Genomic DNA, 19,426 nt, shown 5'->3' with positions numbered 1-19,426 from the left:
TGCCGGACTAAATGCACAGTAGTTAAATCCATCTTTTATTCCTTTTCATCGGGCATAATCTGCGCAAAAATTCGCCCCAACTCTAAAAATTCTTTCCTAGTTAAGGAATCGATCAAGTATTTGCGCACGGAACCCACGTGCACCGGCGCGGCGCTCTGTATTTTCTGCCAGCCTTTTTCCGTAAGAATACAATTTCGCCCCCGCTTATCATCTGCACACTGCAAACGCTGTACATATTCTTGCTTTTCCAGGCGATGTACCGTATGAGTGAGCCGCGAACGCGAATGCACCAAATTCTGCGCTAACTGCGACATACGCAGCTGCCTCCCCGGCGCCTCACTCAGATAAGCCAACACTTCATATTCGGAGAGAGAAAGATCTTCTTGCTGCTGTAAATCAGCATTCGCAGCAGCTAAGAATTTTGAAATACCCTGTAGTAACGCCCGCCAAGACTTCTGCTCTTCGGCATCTAACCACTGTATATCGTTCTTATTGCCTTCCACGACTTCCCTCTTTGTACCAATGAGGCTCGATCTTTCGATTGAGCCTCATTTCAAATCACTGCCTATCGCTACTTCTTATTGCGACGCTGATGGCGAGTCTTACGCAACAATTTGCGGTGCTTTTTCTTGGACATGCGCTTGCGGCGCTTTTTAATTACGGAACCCAACGGTTACCTCCACAATATATTTTAGTAGCTAGGCTACCTACGAACATGGAAAATGTTACTAGAAATAATACCCGAAAGTCTAGGCGCCGAAAACTTCTCGCTGCTGATCTTCCGATTCCCCGGAGAGCAGCTGACTTAAAGCGGAACGAGGCACTCTATAGGAGCTTCCTACTCGCACTGCCGGCAGCTCTCCCGCGTGTATCATACGGTAAATCGTCATTCGCGAAACCCGCGTAACATCGGCGACTTCCGCAACCGTAAAAAACTGCGGAGCCGAATTCGATAGCTGCGCCATCCGTACCCGTCCTACTTTTTTCAGCCAGATATATATCTGGGACTATTCCACATCTTTTGCTTCCGGATTTTCCCCCTCGCTACTTTCCGCAGAGATGGGAAAACGGGATTACCACCCCAGCTTACACGAAAATACTGAAAAGGACAGAAAAATTAGGAATTTTATTTGCTTCGCCCGTCACAAATGGATATTTTATTGAGAATTAGGTCTACGCTAGGTACAGAAGCAGCAGAAGAAAGGAGGAACGGTGCCGGCAATTCCCCAGATGCACCCGCGCTCTAAGCTAGAAAAAAAATTAGTTAGCTTTCGCGAATACATTGATCACTTAGCCACCGATTCTCCGGCACGCTTTGCGCTCTTAGTATTTGCGGGCACAATTCTTTTTTTCACTTTACTGCTCCTCATCCCCTACACCTATAACGGCCCCGGCTCCCCCAACTTCTTAGCTGCCCTTTTTACCGCCACTTCTGCCGTCTGCGTCACTGGCTTGACGGTAGTAGAAATAGCTACTTTTTGGACACCACTCGGGCATATTATTATCGCTTTAGCCGTGCAGGTAGGCGGGCTCGGCATTATGACTATCGCTTCTATACTCGGTCTAGCGGTAGCGCGGCATATCGGCTTAACTCAGCGGCTATTGATTGCACGGGAAACAAAGACCCGCCTCGGCGAAGTCGGCACACTCCTGCGCGCAGTAGTAATCACTTCGGCCGTAGTAGAGACGCTGCTGGCTCTGGCTCTCTTACCAACTTTCATCACCCAAGATCAGAGCTTTATAGAAGCAGTGGGAAATGCAATTTTTGCTTCTATATTCACCTTTAACAACGCCGGCTTTACCACTCTATCCGCGGGAATCAGTCCCTTTGTCGGCAACTGGGCTTTCTGTATTCCCGTAGCTATCGGAGCGATGATTGGCGCCATCGGTTTTCCCGTAGCCTTAAATATCGCTAGCGCCGGGCGAAAAATAGAAAAGTGGACACTCCACACTCGCCTCACTCTGCTCACCTATCTAGGAATTTTCCTCGTTTCTTGTTTTGCGTTAATGATTCTGGAATGGAATAACGTCGGTACTTACGGCGGGCTCTCCGGAGACGGAAAAGTTCTGGCTTCTATTTTCCATGCGGCAAGTGCCCGCTCAGCGGGCCTCTCCACTGTGAATGTGGGAAATATGCACGAATCTACTTGGTTCATACTCGATATCTTGATGTTTATCGGGGGCGGTTCCGCTAGTACAGCTGGCGGCATAAAAGTGACTACTTTCAGCGTCTTGCTCTTGGCGGTACTGGCGGAGGCACGCGGCGACCGAGATTCCGAAATATTTGGGAAAAGAATACCGGCAAATGTCACCCGCTTAGCTATTTCCGTCACGTTCCTCGGGGCCACATTGGTGGGAATCGCCACCATAATTTTGCTGCAAACCACTCCATATTCGCTTTCCCAAGTGCTTTTTGAAGCTATCTCTGCTTACGCCACCTGTGGTTTAAGTACGGGAATTACTCCTTTCCTCCCCGGAAGTGCCCAGATTACCCTCATAGTGCTCATGTATTTAGGCAGAGCAGGCACTATGACTTTTGCGGCAGCGCTCGCTTTGCGCCAACGCCGGCGCGTGATTCGTCTCCCGGAAGAACGACCAATTATTGGCTAGTGGCGCACAAAAACCACTAGAATCTAAGTAGTAGAAAACTAGCTGTAAAAGTTAGGGAATTCCCAGATATTTAGATAAGGAAAATTATGGCGCGCAGCAAAGATAATACTAGCGAAGGAATTCTGGTAATCGGGCTAGGCCGCTTCGGTACTGCTATCGCCGTGACTTTAAATAAATTGGGAAAAAGTGTGCTGGCGGTGGAAGCGAATGCTGTCTTAGCTCAAACTTGGTCACACCGTTTTCGCGTAGTAGAGGCTGATGCCCGCTCCGCAGAAGCATTAGTGCAGCTGGGGGCAGAAGACTTCGGAATTGCCGTAGTAGGCGTAGGCACATCCCTAGAATCTTCCGTGCTGATTACGGCTAATTTAGTGGATTTGGGGATTAAACAAATTTGGGCAAAAGCCACCTCCCGCGAACATGGCACAATTTTGAAACGTATTGGTGCACATCACGTCGTTTATCCCGAGTATGACGCCGGGCAGCGCGTGGCTCATATGCTTTCCGGAAAGATGCTTGATTTTATTGAGATGGAAGATCATTTCACGATCGTGAAGATGCTGCCGCCGAAAGAAACAATTGGGTTTACTGTTGCGGACTTAAAATTGTCGGAAAAATACGGTATTACTCTTATTGGCGTAAAATCTCCGGGGCAACCTTTTGAATATACCAATCCGCAGACCCAAATCAACACTGGAGATGTACTGATAGTATCCGGGGAGACTTCGCTCTTAGAAGCCTTCGCCAATCGCAGCTAGGTTGGCAAATCTAAGCACATAAAATTAGCAAATCTACTCGAACTCTTCGCGCCGCGACATAAAAATTTTCGGAGACGGCAGCTAAGCTGAGTATATGGCAAAGAAGAGTACCACCGTTTTTATGTGCACCGAATGTGGCTGGACCACCACCAAGTGGGCTGGCCGCTGCGGGGAATGCCAAACTTGGGGCACAGTAGTAGAAAAAGCAGAGCGGATTGGCGCAGCGCGCATTGCCGTGAGCTTGCCCTATACTCCTGCCCAACCCATTACGGAGATATCGGGCGAAATAGCGCAGAAATATCCGAGCGGCGAAGATGAGCTCGATCGGGTGCTGGGCGGAGGAATAGTGCCGGGAGCGGTAATGCTGCTAGCCGGAGATCCGGGAATTGGAAAGTCGACTCTTCTCTTGAGTGTAGCCGGCAAAGCGGCAATTGCGGCGGAGCAGAGTGGCGCTGGCCCAATACTGTATGTAACTGGAGAAGAATCAGCGGCGCAGGTGCGCGCCCGCGCCGAGCGGATTGGCGCTGTACATCCGCGACTCCTACTGGCCGCGGAAAATTCGGTAGAAAAAGTGCTAGGTCATCTCGAATATAGTTCTCCTTCATTGTTGATTGTCGATTCGGTGCAAACTCTCGCTCACCCCGATGTGGAAGGAGCAGCCGGAGGAGTTGCACAAGTAAGGGCAGTAGCCACCGCACTTATTGCCGAAGCGAAAGAGCGAAATCTGCCGGTGATGCTGGTAGGGCACGTCACGAAGGATGGCACCATTGCCGGCCCGCGCACTTTAGAGCATTTAGTGGATGTAGTATGCCAATTTGAAGGAGATCGCCATTCGCGGCTGCGCCTCCTGCGGGCAGTAAAAAATCGCTATGGCGCCACCGATGAAGTAGGTTGCTTTGAACTCCATAATGCTGGTATTCAGGGTCTGGCCGATCCCTCCGGTCTATTTCTTTCTGCCCGTAAAAATACGGTGCCGGGTACTTGCGTAACCGTCACTTTAGAGGGACGCCGCCCGATGCCGGTAGAGATTCAATCACTTTCCGTGCCCGCCCCCGGTGCTCCCCGCCGAACCACTTCTGGAGTCGATTATTCACGTATAGCTATGATGCTCGCGGTAATCCAATCCCGTTTAGGAATTGCCTTTGAAAAGCAAGATATATTCGTATCTACAGTAGGTGGTGCGCGCGCGCCCGAGCCAGCCAGCGATTTAGCGGTGGCGCTCTCTCTGGTATCATCTGCTGTGGATTTGCCACTTGCACCTGGAGTGGTAGCTATTGGAGAGGTATCTTTAACTGGCGAGCTGCGCCCGGTAATTGGCCTGCAACAGCGGTTAAACGAAGCTGGCAGATTAGGATTCCGAATTGCCTTGATTCCGGCCGGCACCGAAAAAATAACTACTCCGCCGGGCATGGATTTACGGCCCATAGACGATATAGCGGCTGCTCTAGAAGCAGTTTTACCAATTTCGCCGCAGCAAATTCGCACCCGCAATAATTCTCTGCACTAGCGATTTAGAAAATTCTGCTCTTTCGAGTTAAATAGCGGAATTACTAATCTTGTGGGGTATCATCTGCGGCCGGCGCAGACTTATCTACATCGCCGCCCGCGCTGCCGGCAGCATCTCCTGTACCGCTGGCATCGCCTGCATTACCAGCACCGCCGGCGCTATTCTCATTAGCATTATCCGCATTGGCACTACCGCCAGCACCACCTAAGAAAAAGCTATTTTCTCCCCCCGCTTTTTCCCCACCTATATAGAGCTGCATCTTATAGGTGCCAGGTTTAGCGGGATACAAATCAGCACAAGCCGCATCAGTCGCATTGCCATTCCAATACAGAGTATGGGTGGTACTTAAGCCTTTATCGAGCAGCAACACCCGTTTTTCTTCACCTGCTTGGCATTTTTGTGAATCCCAAATAGTCTGATTCCCACTCCAGAGCCGCAGCTCCGCATTGGCATACCCCATATCGATATAGCAAGCTTTCTGCCCGGCCGAATTTTTCAAAGTAATAGTAAAAGAAACTGGCTCTCCCGCAGCCGGCGCATTATGTGCCACCGTGGTATCGAGCATGGCAGTGCTACAAGGCACCGGAGCAAAATTTTCTGCCGCGCTCGGTTGGGTGCGATTTTCCTGCATACTTGCCACCGCACCTCGAATAGTATGTATCACTAAGAAAACCGCCAAAATTGCCCCAAGGAGCAGTAATATCCGTAAAATCCATCTTTGCCGCTGGGAACTCTCTGCCCAATTATTTTTCATCCGCGAGAATGCGCTTTGCCCATCCCTACTTCTGGAGCGAGAATTTTGCACAGGCGCCGCCGTTTTATTTTGCCGGCTTTTCTTTCCCAGCTGCGGCATAAGAGCAGAATCGGTATCGTTACGGCGCGATTTTTGCCTGTTTCCCGGCTTAGGCAGAGCGGAATTGCGCCCCCTAGTTGGCTGCCGCCGGCTACTTTGTGCTCGCCTACCACTTTGCACTCGTCCGCTATTTTGCGCCCGCTCACTACCGCGCAGATGCGGCGTCTTTTTCCCCGCCAGCGCTATTTTTTTCGATCGCGGACGCTTGCTATTTTTACCTTCTGCCATACTCTACACGGTAGCTTGAATAGGAGCACTGGAAAAGCATTTGCCGCTCTAGGCGTGCCTGTTAAGATACTGCTATGCACAGCATCTCTCCTCAAAGAATAATCCGGATAGGCAGTTTCTTAGCTCTCCTAGTGCTCACTGTACTCACGATTAGTTTGCTGGTCTCTATTTACAACCCCGACCACTCTCTTACAGCATTGCTTCCGGTCTTTTTACCGGCTCTACCCACCTTAAGCGTAGCCGGATATGCGGTCGGGAAAAGTCACTTTTCTCCCATGCCGGCAACCACCCCGTGGATAAAAATTTTTTCTGGAGCGGGAATTTCCGGTATTCTACTGCTGCTGAGCGGAATTATTATTAGCTTAATAAGCGGTTTTTCCTTATTCCCCGTATTTCTTATGACCCTGTTAGGATTACAAAGTCCAGCTGGATGCTTTCTAGCGGCTCGTTATCTAAAATCTGCCCGCCAGAAATAGCCTAGGCGTAGCTATTCTCAGCAAATTTCTTCCAGCTTGACCGCCGTATCTTCGTCAATAATTAAATCGGTGACCACTCCCGCCCGTAAAGCAGCCAAAAGCGGAACGGCTTTTTCCACACCCGCTACCACGCAAATTCGGCGGGGAATTTTTTGTAGAGCGGCCGGAGTCGGGCCAGTTGCCCGCCTATTGAGAGGTAAATCTTCCCAAGAGCCATCTGCACGCAGCAATACCGTGCAGACGTCACCCACTACCCCTTCTCGGCTCAGCTCCTCCATTTCACTGGCAGTCAAATATCCTCCGGTATAAACCTGCGAAGGCATCGAAGATCCTAAAGAGCCCACGCCAAAGATGGCCACATTCGCTTTTGCTTGCAAATTCAGCACGCTCTGAATTGATTTTTCTTTCCACAGAGCTGTTTTCGTATCTTCATAGTCAAAAAAAGCCGGAACGGGGAAATAGCAGAGTGCAGAACCATAAGCTTTCCCGAAAGCTGCCATAATCTCTCCCGCATAAGGAATTCCCGTGGTCACTTGGTTGGCAGCGCCGTTCAATTGCACCACTAGGGAACCAGCTGCTGGCTTCACGACTAAGGCATCTGCCACTGCCGCAATGGTGTTTCCCCACGCCACTCCGACCACATCCGCCGGAGCGATTGCTTCGGAAATAATCACCCCCGCCATCGTGGCTACCACTTCCAGACGGCGAATTTCATTGGCTCCAAAAGGAACCGCTACCACGTGCGTATTGATACCAAATTTACGGGAAAGCCGCTGGCCTAAATTATCGGCAAGTTCCTGTGGCGGGTGCAGAGTAATCTGTACATAACCCGCATCGCGAGCTTTTTTCACCATCCGCGAGACGGTGGAGCGCGAAATCCCTAAGCGGCGGGCGATAGATTCCATAGTTTCACCCTGCACGTAGTGCATTACCGCCGCTTCATAAGCGATATTCTGCCTTTCCGCCATGAGTTTCTCCTCCGTTGTATCTTGCTTCTATAATATACGCCTGCAAGATATCCTAAAAGGAAAGCACAAAATTGCACATTTGGGCAAGGCTAAGAAAACCTACCCACTGCACCCACAAAACCTTAGTTCTGCGCAGCACAAATCTTACTTAAACGCAGCGCAATCTTAATTCTGCACAGTTTTACAGAAAAACAGCGCTGCTTAAGAATTTTAGAAAACCGCTACTTTTGCTACTTTTGCTACTTTTGCGCCGGTTTCACGAAGGGGAAAGTAATCGTTTCCCGAATTCCTAAACCAGTCATGGCCATTAGAATACGATCGATTCCCATCCCGATTCCACCGGACGGCGGGAAACCATACTCCATCGCTTCGATAAATTCTTCATCGAGCTGCATAGCCTCTGGATCGCCATTAGCAGCATCTAAAGATTGCTGCGTAAGGCGCTCGCGCTGCACCACCGGATCTGCTAGTTCGGAATAGGCGGTACCAGTTTCCACTCCGCGAATATAAAGATCCCATTTCTCCGTCAAGCCGGGCTTGCTCCGGTGATATCTGGTAAGCGGCGAAGTATCTTCTGGGAAATCGCGCACAAAGGTGGGGGCATAGAGATGATTGCCCACGAGCTCTTCCCAAATATCTTCTACGATTTTGCCGTTTACCGCATAATCTTTAACGCCGATATCATGCTGCTGCGCAATTTTTTCCAAACGCTCCCGCGGCGTATCTACCGTTATCTCTTCTCCCAGTTTCTCCGAAAGTGATCCGTAGAGGTCTAGTTGCGCCCACTCTCCCCCTAGTTCATAGATACTCCCATCGGCGAGAGTGACAGAGGTGGTGCCGAAAATATCCCGAGCGGCATTTTGCACTAAATCCTGCGCTAGCTGCGCCATCGTATCGTAGGTGCCGTAAGCCTGGTAGGCTTCCAAAGCAGTAAATTCCGGCGAATGCGAAGAATCTGCACCTTCATTGCGGAAATTCTTCCCTATCTCGTATACCTTATCTACTCCTCCTACTACAGAGCGTTTCAGATAGAGCTCCGTGGCAATGCGCAGATATAAATCTTCATCATAAGCATTAATATGAGTTGTGAAAGGCCGAGCTGCCGCACCTCCGTGTAGGGTCTGCAGTATAGGGGTCTCCACCTCGATATAATCTTGGCTCTCAAAAGTACGCCGTAGCGAGCGCATAAGAGCTGCCCGAATCCGCACCATATCGCGCGCGCTCTGGCGGGTAATTAAATCAAGATGCCGCCGGCGAATCCGCGTTTCTTCATTTAAGCTACTCTCATGTCCATCGGCGTCAGTGAAAGTCTTCGGCAGAGGCCGTAAAGACTTCGAAGCCATATGCCAGCTGTGTGCAAAGACAGAAAGCTCTCCGCGCTGGGAAGCGCCGATGTGGCCAGATACGAAAATCTGATCTCCTAAATCTACATCTGCCTTCAGATTATCTAGCTCTTCTTTCCCCACATTGGTGAGGGAAAATATGATTTGCAGCCGCGTGCCATCTCCCGCTTGCAGTACCACGAAAGCAATTTTCCCCGACGGGCGCATAAACATAACTCGCCCCGCCAGTGCCACTTCGTCTGGCAATTCTTCTCCCGGCGCCACATCGCTATACTTAGCCCGTACTTCCTGAATTGTAGAGGTAATGGGCAGCTCAGCAGGATAGGGATCGTGCCCGCGCTCCATAAGCCGCAGCCGCTTGGCCTTCCGCACCTGAATCTGCTCAGGAATATCTTCTTCTCCGAATTGCGTATTTCTATTCATGGAGTTCCCATTCATTTTCTTAAAAAGCCTATCTTTTCGCCCGGCGGGCTTGCCCTAAGTATATAATTTTCTGCTGCTTCCGGCCGGTGCCAGCGCGTGATAAGCAGCGCAGCTTCATTTTATTTCTATAGCGAGGTTGTCTATAAGCCGGATACCTGCTACCCACGTGGCCAGAATAATACGCGCGGCACCTTGGAAATCCGCGGCAGCCGGCAAGAAAGTACTAGCTAAAAATTGACCCAAAACTACTCCGCAGCCTCATCCACCAATAAGGCCAGTAACTCCGCCGCTTTACTCTCCGAAATTTTTCCGCGCCAAGCCGCTCGAGCCACCGTCGCAATTCCTAAAGTACGATAGGTAGCTGCCGTATTTACACAGCTACTATCTTCTTCGCTTAGCTCTTGCAAGGCTTGCAAATGCGCCGCCACACTGCCCGTATCTCCGCGCGAAATTGGACCCGTCAAAAGTGCATCACCAGATTGCAAGGCCTCTTCTACGGCCGCTTGCATAAGCGGACGGAGATATTCTCCTGGATTGGCTATGCCGATTTTTTCCAGTATTTGTAGGGATTGGCTAATGAGCGTGACGCTATGATTAGCGCCGTGGCTGAGCGCCATATGGTAGGCAGTGCGATCGGCTTCTGCCACTATCACCGGCTCTCCACCTATCTCTGCCACTAAAGCTTGGCCAATTGGCTGTAAAGATGCTGGCGCAGTCACGGCGAAAGGGCAGCCCCGTAGGCGCGCTATATCGAGGGAAGTACCGGTAAAAGTCATGGCCGGATGAATAGCTAGGCAGAGCGCCCCTAACGCCCGCGCGGGTGCCAATACTTCTGCGCCGTAACGCCCGGCGGTGTGGATTACTATTTGCCCAGCTTGCCAGGCTGATAATTTCGCCAGCCCAGCCACGAGCGGTGCTAATTCGTCATCTGGAACTGCCAGTAGCACCAGCTCAGCGCGTTCCACAATTGCAGTGACCTCTAAAGCTGGTACGCCGGGAAGTAAAGTAGCTAAACGCTCTTGTGAATCTTCCGAAGCAGCGTAGGCACCGATAATTGCATGGCCTTGCCCCCGCAGCGCATTACCTAGAGTAGCTCCAACTTTGCCAGCGGAGATAATACCAATACCCAATCTTCCCGTACTGCTCATGCAATTCCTCGTGTAAAAGAAAATAGTTTAAGCCGAAAAACCGATTCGTTTTTTCCACTCTTTTAAGGATTCACTCACGCCCACGCTGCGCGCTTGCGCCGCCAATGCCTCTTCTTCTGCCCACAGTTTCCATAGATAATCGACATCTAAATTCCGCACTTTGCGGCGGGTACTTCCCGGTATAGTGTGCACCGAAAAGCTCGCTAAAGAGCGCTGGCGCTGGAGGGGTCCGGTGGAAAAAGCGTGCGATTGAATGTGGTCTTGCAGAGTAAAACTCACTGATCTTCCCCATCTACCCGAGCGCATAATTATCACTCTTTTATTGGCAAATATTCCCCGTCCCGGCGCACCGATCGGATCAAAGAGTCGCGCCCGCGCCGGCGCCCCGGCAAAGTATTTTCCGCTGCCCTGCCCCCGAAATGCTTCTTCGAGAAGTGCATCGGAATCCTCCACCCCTAGTTGCGGTAAAATCGTCCACAGCAAATGCTGCATTTCGGCGCGCCGCGCGACACTCACAAAAGTATCGGAGAGGTTTTCGAGTATTTTTTCTCCGGCTGCAGTTATCTCTATTTGCCACCAGCCTAGCGGTTTCCAAAGAATTTTCTGCGTTACTTCTACGGCGTGAATTCGCTGCGGAGGGTAGGTGCGCGTAACTACGGTAGTAGCCCCGGACCTGCGGCGTAAGCCCTGCGGAGAAAGATAGACTTTTGTGCCATAAGATTTCAAAATTGGTTTGACTACCTGCTGGGAAGCAGCTATCAGCACAATTAAAAGTCCTAGTATTCCACCCTTATTATCCAACACCTGTACTACCAATAGCGCAGCTGCAAATATTACTGCTAATAAACTGCCCATATCCAATAGGCGAGAGCCAATCAATCTGCCGGTAGGTAGCGAGAATATGAGATTATCTCCCGCTTCGTCATCTACGTCGAATACCGGAATCGCGAGCGAATTTTCGGTAGTTTCTGCGCTAGTGGCTGCTAGGGTGGCTCGCAGCAGAGCTTCCGGCGTATCTTCTTCGGTGGTTATGCTAGATTTCTCCGCTGCTATATTTGCAAAGAAATTTGTATCTCCAGAGCGCGCAGCTTCCAGGCCTTGAAGAATTTCTTTGCGCAGTTTTGCGCAGTCTGCTAGGCGCAGCAAACCGAGCTCGAGCGGATCTTCACTAGCCCCAGCTGAAGTGAGCTGCAGAGAGCCGAAACCGAAGATTCTCCCAAAAAGTGTCTGTTTTACTTCGACTGACTGCAATCTATCCCAGCGCATATGCGAATGACTCCGCCAAAATACTCCTTGGCGCAAGTGAATACCGGAGGCATTGATGGCGTATTTTTTTCTCCGCCAGGAGATTACCGAAAATACCACTAAGCCAAGGGTTATCAGTATTACCCCACCGAGTATATAGAGAGTCTTTGAATAAATATCGCCGGAGCGCAGCGACTCCCGTAAATCTTGTATTCCCCCGTTTTCCACTAAATTACTCGCCACTTGGTACAGACCAAAAAGTAGCACTAGCCAAAAAGAGCCAGCACTGGCGAGCGGAGTGACTTTATGGAAACGCCGCCATTCTGAGGTACTTACTTTATCTGCACTCACAGCCCCTCCACCCGATTGGCGTTACCTAAAGCAGTGAGACGCATCCGGAGAGCTTCGGCGGTTTCTGCCCGCAATCCGGGAATACTTCCATTGCTTTCAGCAGAAGCCGTCACTAGCTCTACCTCGGCTAAGCCATAGTGGCGCAGGAATGGCCCGCGGTTGATATTTACTTGCTGCATCCGCCCGTAGGGAATAGCGGTTATCGATTGAAACATGACGCCGCGGCGAATTACAAGCACTTCTTCTAGCTCTGCATAACCGAGCGCCCGCGCCCGCCGCCGCACCAGGTAAAACACCCAGATAACCCCGAGAAGAAAAATTCCTAAAACGATCCACCAAATTATGCCGGGGAAAGCGGCGCTGCCGTAGAAAAAAGTGAGGAGGGAAAGGGGAATAATCCCCGCTATTGTGCCACATAGAGCAGTAAGTAATAACACGCGATAGTAAGCGGGATCTACCGGAATAAATTCAATATCCGTTCCTAAGGATTTTTGCACAGCAACCTCTCTTGCGAATGTGTAGAATTTTCCACTGCTTAACAGCAAGTCGATGATTTATTTTTAGTTTAACTGCAGCGTTCTTAAGCTGGTTCTGCCAAAGGAGCCCCCGGAGAGTGAGAATCGTCATCTTTATCTTCTACTATGCACCAGCGCTCTACTACCCAGCCGACGCTAGTTAAAAATATGGAAGCGATTACCACTAATAAGAAATTCCAGATTTGCTGCGTCAAAAAAGCATTACCGCTTATATCCAGATAGCAAAAAAGAATTCCGGCCGCAGCCCCTCCCAGCAATGCGCCGGTGCGAGAAGCGGCTTGACTGAGCAACCAGATACGGCCAGCTTGGAGAGGAGAAAGAGCGCGTTTACCGCTCCGATATGTGCGCACCACCCACCCTTGCCAGAGCACGAAAATTCCAATTAAAAAAGGCATGAGGAAGGTCCAACGCGGCACAAATAGCGGCACTTGCCCCGCCCGTATCCAAATTTTGGCAAAAACAAAACCCGCTCCTCCGAGCAGCAGCGCACAGATAGCTAACTCCCAGAAGGAGGTGGGCTGGAGCTTAGGCGATCCGGAAGAGCCAGTGGGGGAAGAAGAATTTTTTTTCACTTTATTTCTCCTGCTGGGGGCGGCATATTTCCACCTCTTGCGCGGCGACTTTTGCCAGTAAATCAACTATTGGCACTCCTCCCAGCTGCGCGTGCGGAGAAATTTCCGCCCACGGTTCCAGCACGAATCTGCGCTGTGCCGCTCGTGGATGCGGAAGCTGCAGCTCTGGATCACTCGAAGTTATATCACCAGCCGTAATAATATCTAAATCAAGGACGCGCGCTCCCCACCTTTCAGTTCTTATTCTTCCAAAGCGCACTTCTAGCTCTTGTAGCTTATGCAGCACTTCCAGTGGGGAAATAAGAAATTCTGCTTCTAAAACGGCGTTTATATACGGAGGTTGCGGGGTTTGCCCCGGCGCGAGCAACGGAGCGGAGCGGTAAAAAGAGGAACATTTCTTTATATCTGCTATTTTTCCTAACTCATGCACTGCTTGCTTTAAAGTACCCGCGGAATCTCCTAAATTTGCCCCGAGAGCAATTACGTAACGCCGCGGCGCCGGCCGGAAAATTTCCGCTTGCCGCTCTACCTCCACATATACGTCTTGAAATTCTATTTCTAAGGGAGCCTGCGGTTTATGCACAGTTACTTTTACTTGGCGCGCACCTAAATTAAGCACTTCCAGAGCAATGCGGTGTGCCAGAGTCTCAATTAAATTGACGGATTCTCCGTCCATTATTTTCCGAGCACATTCCGCCACATCGGCATACGATATGCTCTGCTCAATTTCATCTGCAGCTATCGCTCCGGCGGTAATTACCTGATACGAAATATCTACTAAGAATTCCTGCGCCCGCGCTTTTTCGAAAGCAAATACTCCGTGCCGAGCCGCTAGCGCTACGCCTTTTAGAGTAATCCAATCCGCATACATTAGACCCTCTGCTCTGCTAGCAATTTATGCACTGCGATGGCTTGCCGAGAAGCAGCCACATTGTGCACCCGCACCGCCCAGATATGTTTTTCCCAGAGAATTCCGGAGAGGACGGCAGTGGCTAAATCACGATCCGGAGCTGCGGCGTCTGGATCTACAGCTGCTAAAAATCTTTTTCGAGATTGCCCGATTAGCACGCGGTGCCCGAGAGAATTAAATTTTTCTATCCCGGCTAGGACTTGCCAATCTTGCTTCCCTAATTTAGCGAAACCTAAACCAGGGTCAAGTATTATGCGCTCCGGAGCTATTCCTGCCTCCACCGCCGCATCGCGCTGAGTGAGTAGCTCTTGGCAAACTACTTCTACGATATCTCCCGCATAATTATTGAGGCTATTCATAGTGCGGGCATTACCCCGACCGTGCTGCAATATATAGAGGCAATCCAATTCGGCAATCGTGGCAAACATCCGCGGGTCTCCTTGCCCGCCAGTCACGTCATTTACAATAGCTGCACCCGCTGCCACTGCGGCTGCTGCCGTTTCACTGTGGTAGGTATCTACCGATACGGTTATTTCCGAAGCTAGTTCCCGCACCACCTCGGCAATGCGCTCCCATTCTTGGGCTGGCGAAATTGCCGCGGCGCCGGGACGAGTAGATTCTCCGCCGATATCAATAATCTCCGCGCCCTGTTGCTGTAGTAATTTTCCTTGGGTAATTGCTGCTTGCGGGGTATCCCACCGGCCACCGTCAGAAAAAGAATCGGGAGTGACGTTCAGAATTCCCATTATTTTCATTGCTGCTCTCATTTCTGGCCAGCGGAAAGCAGAGTCATTGCTTCTGCCCGCGTAGCCGGATTGCGCATAATTCCTCGCACCGCGGATGTGACTGTTTGCGCTTGCGGAGTTTGTACACCGCGCATTGCCATACACATATGTTCCGCTTCGATTACTACAATGACGCCACGCGCAGCTAGAGATTCATACAAGGTATCCGCTATTTGCGAAGTGAGCCGCTCTTGCACTTGTAGACGCCGCGCATACATTTCCACTAAACGCGCCAGCTTAGAAAGCCCAGTGACTTTACCACTTTCGCCGGGGATGTATCCGACGTGCGCCCGCCCATGAAAAGGCAATAAATGATGCTCGCACATCGAATAAAGTGGAATGTCCCGTACCAGAATTAATTCTTGGTGGCCAATATCAAAAGTCGTAGCCAGCGGAGCAGCGGGATCTTCCACATAGAGACCCGCAAAAATTTCCCGCGCCGCTCTTTCGATACGTTCGGGAGTATCGCGCAACCCTTCCCGATCAGGATCTTCTCCAACTGCGCGGAGAAAATCCCGAATCGCTTTTCTCACCCCCGGGGCATCGTATTCTGCCATTATTCTGCACCTGACTCCGGAGATCTTTCCGCTGCATGCCGCCCAGTTGGGGGTGTGGGCGGTACCTGATCACCTGGAGTAGCTGCCGGCGGTACCACCCCAGAAGCAGCAGATTCAGTTACAGGCGGCTCCGCAGCGCTTGGCTCCGCAGCACTCGGTTCAGCCGGCGCTGGCTCCGGAGGAAGCGGTACCGGCGGCAAATCGGAAACTGGGCGGCTCGGAGCGGAAAGCCACTGCTCGCGAGGCGGAGCTTTCCGAATGTTCTGGAAAATTTCTTTTAGTTCCGCCTCTAAAATAGTTTCTTTTTCGAGTAGGCGCGCCGCTAGCTCGTCGAGCACCTCCCGATTAGCATTGAGTAACTCCCAGGCCTCCTGGGTAGCCGTTTCCATCAATGCGTGGACTTCTGCGTCAATAACTCCTGCTAAATCTTCGGAATACTCCCGCTGATTTCCCCCGCCAAAACGAGTCATCGGATCTGGATCATCTGATACGAGACGCACCGGCCCTACGCGCGAACTCATTCCATACTCAGTGACCATCTTCCGGGCAATACTGCTGGCTTTCTGAATATCGTTCGAAGCTCCAGTAGAAGGATCGTGGAATACTATCTCTTCCGCAATTCGCCCGCCCATCGAATAAACCAATTGATCTAGGAGCTCATTGCGGGAAGTGGAATACTTATCTTCGGTGGGCATTACCATGGTGTATCCCAGCGCGCGCCCGCGCGGCAAAATCGTCACTTTGGTGACGGGGTCTGTATAGTGCAGCGCCGCGGCAGCTACCGCGTGTCCACCTTCGTGATAAGCAGTCATGCGTTTTTCTGCCGGATTCATTACGCGACTCCGCCGCTGTGGTCCAGCTATGACGCGATCGATGGCCTCATCGACATCCGCTTCCGATATTTCACTATGCCCGCGCCGCGCGGCAAGCAATGCCGCTTCATTAAGCGTATTAGCTAAATCGGCTCCTGAGAATCCGGGCGTCCGCCGCGCCACTGCTTCCAGCACTACTTCATCCATTAAAGGCTTGCCCTTGGCATGCACTTCCAAAATTTCTTTCCGGCCGAGCAAATCCGGAGCATCTACCCCGATTTGCCTATCGAAACGCCCCGGCCGCAGCAGCGCTGAATCTAAAACGTCTGGGCGGTTCGTAGCGGCAATTACAATCACATTGGTACGCTCGTCGAAGCCGTCCATTTCCACCAGTAATTGATTTAGAGTCTGCTCCCGCTCATCGTTGCCGCCGCCGATACCACTTCCCCGATTGCGCCCGACGGCGTCTATTTCGTCTACGAAAATAATTGCCGGAGCGCTCTTCTTTGCTTTATCGAAAAGATCACGTACGCGCGAAGCACCTACTCCCACAAACATTTCCACAAATTCTGATGCGGAAATATGGAAGAAGGGTACTCCCGCTTCGCCAGCTACCGCCCGAGCCAATAAGGTCTTTCCAGTGCCGGGAGGGCCATAGAGCAGCACGCCTTTCGGAATGCGCGCCCCCATCTTGTGGAATTTCTCTGGCGTTTCAATGAACTCCTTTATTTCTCGCAATTCTTCGACTGCTTCATCTACTCCAGCCACATCGGCAAAAGTGACATCCGGTAAATCGGATTCCATACCGTCCTTTTTCACTTTCCCAAAAGCGGTCATACCACTTTGTAAACGCGGGAAAAGCCAGAGGAATACGCCAATTAGCAGAATCATTGGCAGCATCATGGTGATAAGAGAAGTGAAGAAAGACTGCTGCGGTACGAGCGAATTATAGCCATTCTTACTGGCAGCCGCGCCGACTAATTGCGCTATTTCCTCTGCTTCCGGATCCACATATTGAAACTGCACCCGCTTCGTAGGCTGCATCTTTTTGCCTTTTTCGTCTTTCGGGGTGTATTCCTTATCCAGCCACACTTGCACTAGCTGTGAACCATCTGTGACTTGGATACGCTCTATTTGTTGACTTTTCAGTACTTCTTTACCCTCGGAAGTCTGAATAGAAGAAAAACCGCCTGGATTAAAGATCCAATAAAAAATCAAACCGCTCAGCACGAATAGCAGGAAAGTGGTGAGGATAAGGCGACGCCGGCGCACCCCTTTTGTTTCTGGAGGAACTGGATGCTTAGCGTGGCCCGCTTCCTCTTTAGCGTTCCGCTTCCAAAGCCGGTTCGATTCCTCCAGCTGCTTGAGCTTCTGCTGGCGCTTCTGCTGCTTTTCGTTTTTGTCGCTGCGGCGGCGGCGCCGCGGTAAATTTTTCTCTGCCAAAATAATTTATTTCTGTGTCTAAGTTGCCAATATTAATGATTATCCACCGTATACATGCGGAGCTAAAGTGCCTATAAAAGGCAGGTGCCGATATTTTTCAGCATAGTCAAGACCATATCCAACAATAAATTCATCCGGTATATCAAATCCCACATAATTTACTTCTACCGGGATGCGCGTGCTCTGCGGCTTCCGAAACATCGTAGCAATTTTAATAGAAGCTGGCCCGCGCGATTGCAAATTTTTCTTTAGCCACGCCAGGGTGAGCCCCGAATCCAAAATATCTTCTACTATCAACACATTCCGGTCTTTAATATCTTCGTTAAGATCTTTCAAAATACGCACTACTCCCGAAGATTTAGTGCCGGCTCCGTAGGAAGACACCGCCATCCAATCCATCTCAAGCTGTAAAGAGATACTCCGAGAAAGATCCGCCATCACCATAAGGGCCCCTTTTAGTACCCCCACCAGCAGCAAATCTTTACCGGCATAATCGCGCGATATTTCTGCCCCTAATTCTTTAATTCTCTCTTTGATCTGCTCTTCTGTGAGAAGCACCTTCTCGATGTCATTTCCGGTATCTGCCAGCTGCATTAACCCTCCCGTGTTACTTATTCTGCGAAGTGAAAGATAAAGAATTCTTATCTCGCCACGCTTTTACGCCTGGCAAATCAATTCCAATTTTATTCTCCTGCCCTAGCACTAGCTTATCAAGCTCAGCAAGATGACTGTATACTAATTCTCCTCCATGCCCGCCGGCAGCTAAAAATGCCAGACGCAGTACTCGCCGGCGTAAAGCCAGCGGATATGCGGCTAGATCTGCGCAAGAAAAAATTATTTCTTTCCCCGCCAGTGCAGGCAGAGAACTATCTAGCCCGCTCGGTGAATTATCTAGTTTGGCCAGCAGCTGCAGCAAAATTTTTTCCGCTTGCCCGCTCAATACCTCTTCATCAGCTTGGAGCAGCTTAGCAGTGCGCGCTAAGGCGGGCACTAACCCCGGGCCGAGAATTTTTTCTAAGACCGGGATTGCTTGGTAGCGTAAAGCGGAGCGGCGGAGAGGAGAACCGTCTGCTGCTTTCCACGGACCGCTCGGTTTATTAGAGGGATCTTCCACCGGATGCAAGTGCAGCTCCGCACAGATTTTCTCGATTTCTGCGCGCGTAAATTCTAAAAGCGGCCGGCACATTGGTACCTCAGCGTGTAGCGGTAACGAACCGCGGAAAGACATGCCGGAAACCGAACGGGCACCGGCACCGCGCCCAAAACCGAGCAAAACCGTTTCCGCCTGGTCATTTGCGTTATGCCCTAAGAGCACCAAAGCCGGCTGCCGATTTCCGTCATTCTGTACCACGCCGATTTGCTCTGCCCGCGCCGCCAGCGCCGCATAACGCGCACTACGGGCTTCTCCCTCTGGGCCGTCCCCCACTCCTAGCTGCACTTTCGCTATATCCGCTTCAATACCCCAGGCTTGAAGCTGTTGGCAGACCGCAGCCGCTTCCGCAGCTGATTCCGGGCGAACACCATGATCTACCGTGAGTGAATAGAGGCGGATGGCTCGCTCTCGGGCAGCATAGCAGGCACTAGCAGCTAAAGCTAAGGAATCTGGTCCGCCAGATACTGCTAAAAGTACTGGGGATCCAATAGGTAAATCTGCAAAAACTGCTGCCAAGGCGTGCCGGGCGGCGCTCACTAGACGGTGGGGACCAGCCATTTTCTTTTCTCTTTTCTTTTTAGAAATTCCGCGGGCGGTTAGAATAACTAATTTTCCGCCGCCCACTCCGTCATATTTTACCGACGAAATATCTCTTCCTAATCGATTGGAGCCTATTCAGCTAAAGCAGCCACTGCCTCATCTATCGCCACGCGCGCGCCATAAAGCGTACCGGGTTTAATATCATCGGCAA

At 51.0% G+C, this 19,426-nt stretch carries 21 protein-coding genes; 4 read left to right on the top strand and 17 right to left on the bottom strand.

What is annotated here, in order from left to right; translation table 11 throughout:
* Nucleotides 1-35: 35 nt before the first annotated feature.
* From Q0X35_RS02315 to Q0X35_RS02305, 3 genes are all read right to left on the bottom strand, one after another.
* Nucleotides 36-503, bottom strand: coding sequence for a MarR family winged helix-turn-helix transcriptional regulator (locus Q0X35_RS02315; RefSeq protein ID WP_297564931.1), 468 nt, complete (start codon nt 501-503; stop codon nt 36-38).
* 68 nt (nt 504-571) lie between these two features.
* On the bottom strand, nt 572-670 hold the full coding sequence (locus Q0X35_RS02310; protein WP_005504750.1) for a 30S ribosomal protein bS22: 99 nt from the start codon (nt 668-670) through the stop codon (nt 572-574).
* Between the two features lie 79 nt (nt 671-749).
* A complete protein-coding gene (locus tag Q0X35_RS02305) occupies nt 750-965 on the bottom strand; it encodes a helix-turn-helix domain-containing protein (protein WP_073996722.1) in 216 nt (71 codons plus the stop codon).
* 247 nt (nt 966-1,212) lie between these two features.
* On the opposite strand from Q0X35_RS02305, the gene Q0X35_RS02300 reads away from it, so the two are divergent.
* The 3 genes from Q0X35_RS02300 (at nt 1,213) to radA (ending at nt 4,872) form a co-directional block, all read left to right on the top strand.
* Nucleotides 1,213-2,610 (top strand): TrkH family potassium uptake protein, encoded by a 1,398-nt coding sequence (locus tag Q0X35_RS02300; protein ID WP_297564929.1) that lies wholly within the window; start codon nt 1,213-1,215, stop codon nt 2,608-2,610.
* An 86-nt stretch (nt 2,611-2,696) separates the two neighbouring features.
* The gene (locus Q0X35_RS02295; RefSeq protein ID WP_297564927.1) at nt 2,697-3,365 is read left to right on the top strand and encodes a TrkA family potassium uptake protein; all 669 of its coding nucleotides are present in this window, start codon (nt 2,697-2,699) and stop codon (nt 3,363-3,365) included.
* Between the two features lie 94 nt (nt 3,366-3,459).
* Nucleotides 3,460-4,872 carry a DNA repair protein RadA gene (radA, locus tag Q0X35_RS02290; RefSeq protein ID WP_297564926.1) on the top strand — a complete coding sequence of 471 codons (1,413 nt, stop codon included), beginning with the start codon at nt 3,460-3,462 and terminating at the stop codon, nt 4,870-4,872.
* 43 nt (nt 4,873-4,915) lie between these two features.
* On the opposite strand, the gene Q0X35_RS02285 is transcribed toward radA, so the two are convergent.
* Complete coding sequence (locus Q0X35_RS02285; RefSeq protein WP_297564924.1) at nt 4,916-5,953, bottom strand: hypothetical protein; 1,038 nt, start codon at nt 5,951-5,953, stop codon at nt 4,916-4,918.
* Between the two features lie 74 nt (nt 5,954-6,027).
* On the opposite strand from Q0X35_RS02285, the gene Q0X35_RS02280 reads away from it, so the two are divergent.
* Nucleotides 6,028-6,429 carry a hypothetical protein gene (locus tag Q0X35_RS02280; RefSeq protein WP_297564922.1) on the top strand — a complete coding sequence of 134 codons (402 nt, stop codon included), beginning with the start codon at nt 6,028-6,030 and terminating at the stop codon, nt 6,427-6,429.
* 17 nt (nt 6,430-6,446) lie between these two features.
* Here the strand turns inward: Q0X35_RS02280 and Q0X35_RS02275 are convergent, their stop codons facing one another.
* The 13 genes from Q0X35_RS02275 to tilS form a co-directional block, all read right to left on the bottom strand.
* Nucleotides 6,447-7,397, bottom strand: a complete 951-nt coding sequence (locus tag Q0X35_RS02275) for a sugar-binding transcriptional regulator (RefSeq protein ID WP_297564920.1) — start codon at nt 7,395-7,397, stop codon at nt 6,447-6,449.
* A 239-nt stretch (nt 7,398-7,636) separates the two neighbouring features.
* Complete coding sequence (lysS, locus tag Q0X35_RS02270; RefSeq protein WP_297564919.1) at nt 7,637-9,163, bottom strand: lysine--tRNA ligase; 1,527 nt, start codon at nt 9,161-9,163, stop codon at nt 7,637-7,639.
* 114 nt (nt 9,164-9,277) lie between these two features.
* Nucleotides 9,278-9,406 carry a hypothetical protein gene (locus tag Q0X35_RS02265; protein WP_297564918.1) on the bottom strand — a complete coding sequence of 43 codons (129 nt, stop codon included), beginning with the start codon at nt 9,404-9,406 and terminating at the stop codon, nt 9,278-9,280.
* Between the two features lie 2 nt (nt 9,407-9,408).
* Nucleotides 9,409-10,311, bottom strand: a complete 903-nt coding sequence (locus tag Q0X35_RS02260; RefSeq protein ID WP_297564916.1) for a Rossmann-like and DUF2520 domain-containing protein — start codon at nt 10,309-10,311, stop codon at nt 9,409-9,411.
* Nucleotides 10,312-10,338: 27 nt separating this feature from the next.
* The gene (locus tag Q0X35_RS02255) at nt 10,339-11,907 is read right to left on the bottom strand and encodes a PH domain-containing protein (protein ID WP_297564915.1); all 1,569 of its coding nucleotides are present in this window, start codon (nt 11,905-11,907) and stop codon (nt 10,339-10,341) included.
* Entirely contained in the window at nt 11,904-12,404 is a 501-nt protein-coding gene (locus Q0X35_RS02250; protein ID WP_297564914.1) for a PH domain-containing protein, read from the bottom strand. Before Q0X35_RS02250 ends, Q0X35_RS02255 begins: the two co-directional genes overlap by 4 nt.
* Before the next feature lie 83 nt (nt 12,405-12,487).
* On the bottom strand, nt 12,488-13,015 hold the full coding sequence (locus Q0X35_RS02245) for a DUF3180 family protein (protein ID WP_297564913.1): 528 nt from the start codon (nt 13,013-13,015) through the stop codon (nt 12,488-12,490).
* Between the two features lies 1 nt (nt 13,016).
* Nucleotides 13,017-13,886, bottom strand: coding sequence for a 2-amino-4-hydroxy-6-hydroxymethyldihydropteridine diphosphokinase (gene folK / locus Q0X35_RS02240; RefSeq protein WP_297564912.1), 870 nt, complete (start codon nt 13,884-13,886; stop codon nt 13,017-13,019).
* Complete coding sequence (gene folP / locus Q0X35_RS02235) at nt 13,886-14,680, bottom strand: dihydropteroate synthase (RefSeq protein WP_297564911.1); 795 nt, start codon at nt 14,678-14,680, stop codon at nt 13,886-13,888. The genes folK and folP overlap by 1 nt, the downstream gene beginning before the upstream one ends.
* A gap of 8 nt (nt 14,681-14,688) precedes the next feature.
* A complete protein-coding gene (gene folE / locus Q0X35_RS02230) occupies nt 14,689-15,267 on the bottom strand; it encodes a GTP cyclohydrolase I FolE (RefSeq protein ID WP_297564910.1) in 579 nt (192 codons plus the stop codon).
* Entirely contained in the window at nt 15,267-17,351 is a 2,085-nt protein-coding gene (ftsH, locus tag Q0X35_RS02225; RefSeq protein ID WP_366084336.1) for an ATP-dependent zinc metalloprotease FtsH, read from the bottom strand. Before ftsH ends, folE begins: the two co-directional genes overlap by 1 nt.
* Nucleotides 17,352-17,561: 210 nt before the next feature.
* Nucleotides 17,562-18,116 (bottom strand): hypoxanthine phosphoribosyltransferase, encoded by a 555-nt coding sequence (gene hpt / locus Q0X35_RS02220; RefSeq protein ID WP_297564909.1) that lies wholly within the window; start codon nt 18,114-18,116, stop codon nt 17,562-17,564.
* Between the two features lie 13 nt (nt 18,117-18,129).
* On the bottom strand, nt 18,130-19,233 hold the full coding sequence (gene tilS / locus Q0X35_RS02215) for a tRNA lysidine(34) synthetase TilS (protein ID WP_297564908.1): 1,104 nt from the start codon (nt 19,231-19,233) through the stop codon (nt 18,130-18,132).
* Nucleotides 19,234-19,426: the final 193 nt, after the last annotated feature.

This window comes from uncultured Arcanobacterium sp., assembly GCF_947253055.1.
Lineage (GTDB): Bacteria > Actinomycetota > Actinomycetes > Actinomycetales > Actinomycetaceae > Arcanobacterium_A.
Note: the sequence above shows the minus strand (reverse complement) of the source record. Positions and strands in the feature narration are given on the sequence as shown.

What these genes read in the sequence shown, in the direction of transcription:
- Q0X35_RS02295 (WP_297564927.1), top strand. Translation starts at nt 2,697, where the DNA reads ATGGCGCGCAGCAAAGATAATACTAGCGAAGGAATTCTGGTAATCGGG.
- lysS (WP_297564919.1), bottom strand. Translation starts at nt 9,163, where the DNA reads ATGAATAGAAATACGCAATTCGGAGAAGAAGATATTCCTGAGCAGATT.
- hpt (WP_297564909.1), bottom strand. Translation starts at nt 18,116, where the DNA reads ATGCAGCTGGCAGATACCGGAAATGACATCGAGAAGGTGCTTCTCACA.
- Q0X35_RS02275 (WP_297564920.1), bottom strand. Translation starts at nt 7,397, where the DNA reads ATGGCGGAAAGGCAGAATATCGCTTATGAAGCGGCGGTAATGCACTAC.
- Q0X35_RS02285 (WP_297564924.1), bottom strand. Translation starts at nt 5,953, where the DNA reads ATGGCAGAAGGTAAAAATAGCAAGCGTCCGCGATCGAAAAAAATAGCG.
- Q0X35_RS02260 (WP_297564916.1), bottom strand. Translation starts at nt 10,311, where the DNA reads ATGAGCAGTACGGGAAGATTGGGTATTGGTATTATCTCCGCTGGCAAA.
- radA (WP_297564926.1), top strand. Translation starts at nt 3,460, where the DNA reads ATGGCAAAGAAGAGTACCACCGTTTTTATGTGCACCGAATGTGGCTGG.
- folP (WP_297564911.1), bottom strand. Translation starts at nt 14,680, where the DNA reads ATGAAAATAATGGGAATTCTGAACGTCACTCCCGATTCTTTTTCTGAC.
- Q0X35_RS02305 (WP_073996722.1), bottom strand. Translation starts at nt 965, where the DNA reads ATGGCGCAGCTATCGAATTCGGCTCCGCAGTTTTTTACGGTTGCGGAA.
- folE (WP_297564910.1), bottom strand. Translation starts at nt 15,267, where the DNA reads ATGGCAGAATACGATGCCCCGGGGGTGAGAAAAGCGATTCGGGATTTT.
- tilS (WP_297564908.1), bottom strand. Translation starts at nt 19,233, where the DNA reads ATGGCTGGTCCCCACCGTCTAGTGAGCGCCGCCCGGCACGCCTTGGCA.
- Q0X35_RS02280 (WP_297564922.1), top strand. Translation starts at nt 6,028, where the DNA reads ATGCACAGCATCTCTCCTCAAAGAATAATCCGGATAGGCAGTTTCTTA.
- folK (WP_297564912.1), bottom strand. Translation starts at nt 13,886, where the DNA reads ATGTATGCGGATTGGATTACTCTAAAAGGCGTAGCGCTAGCGGCTCGG.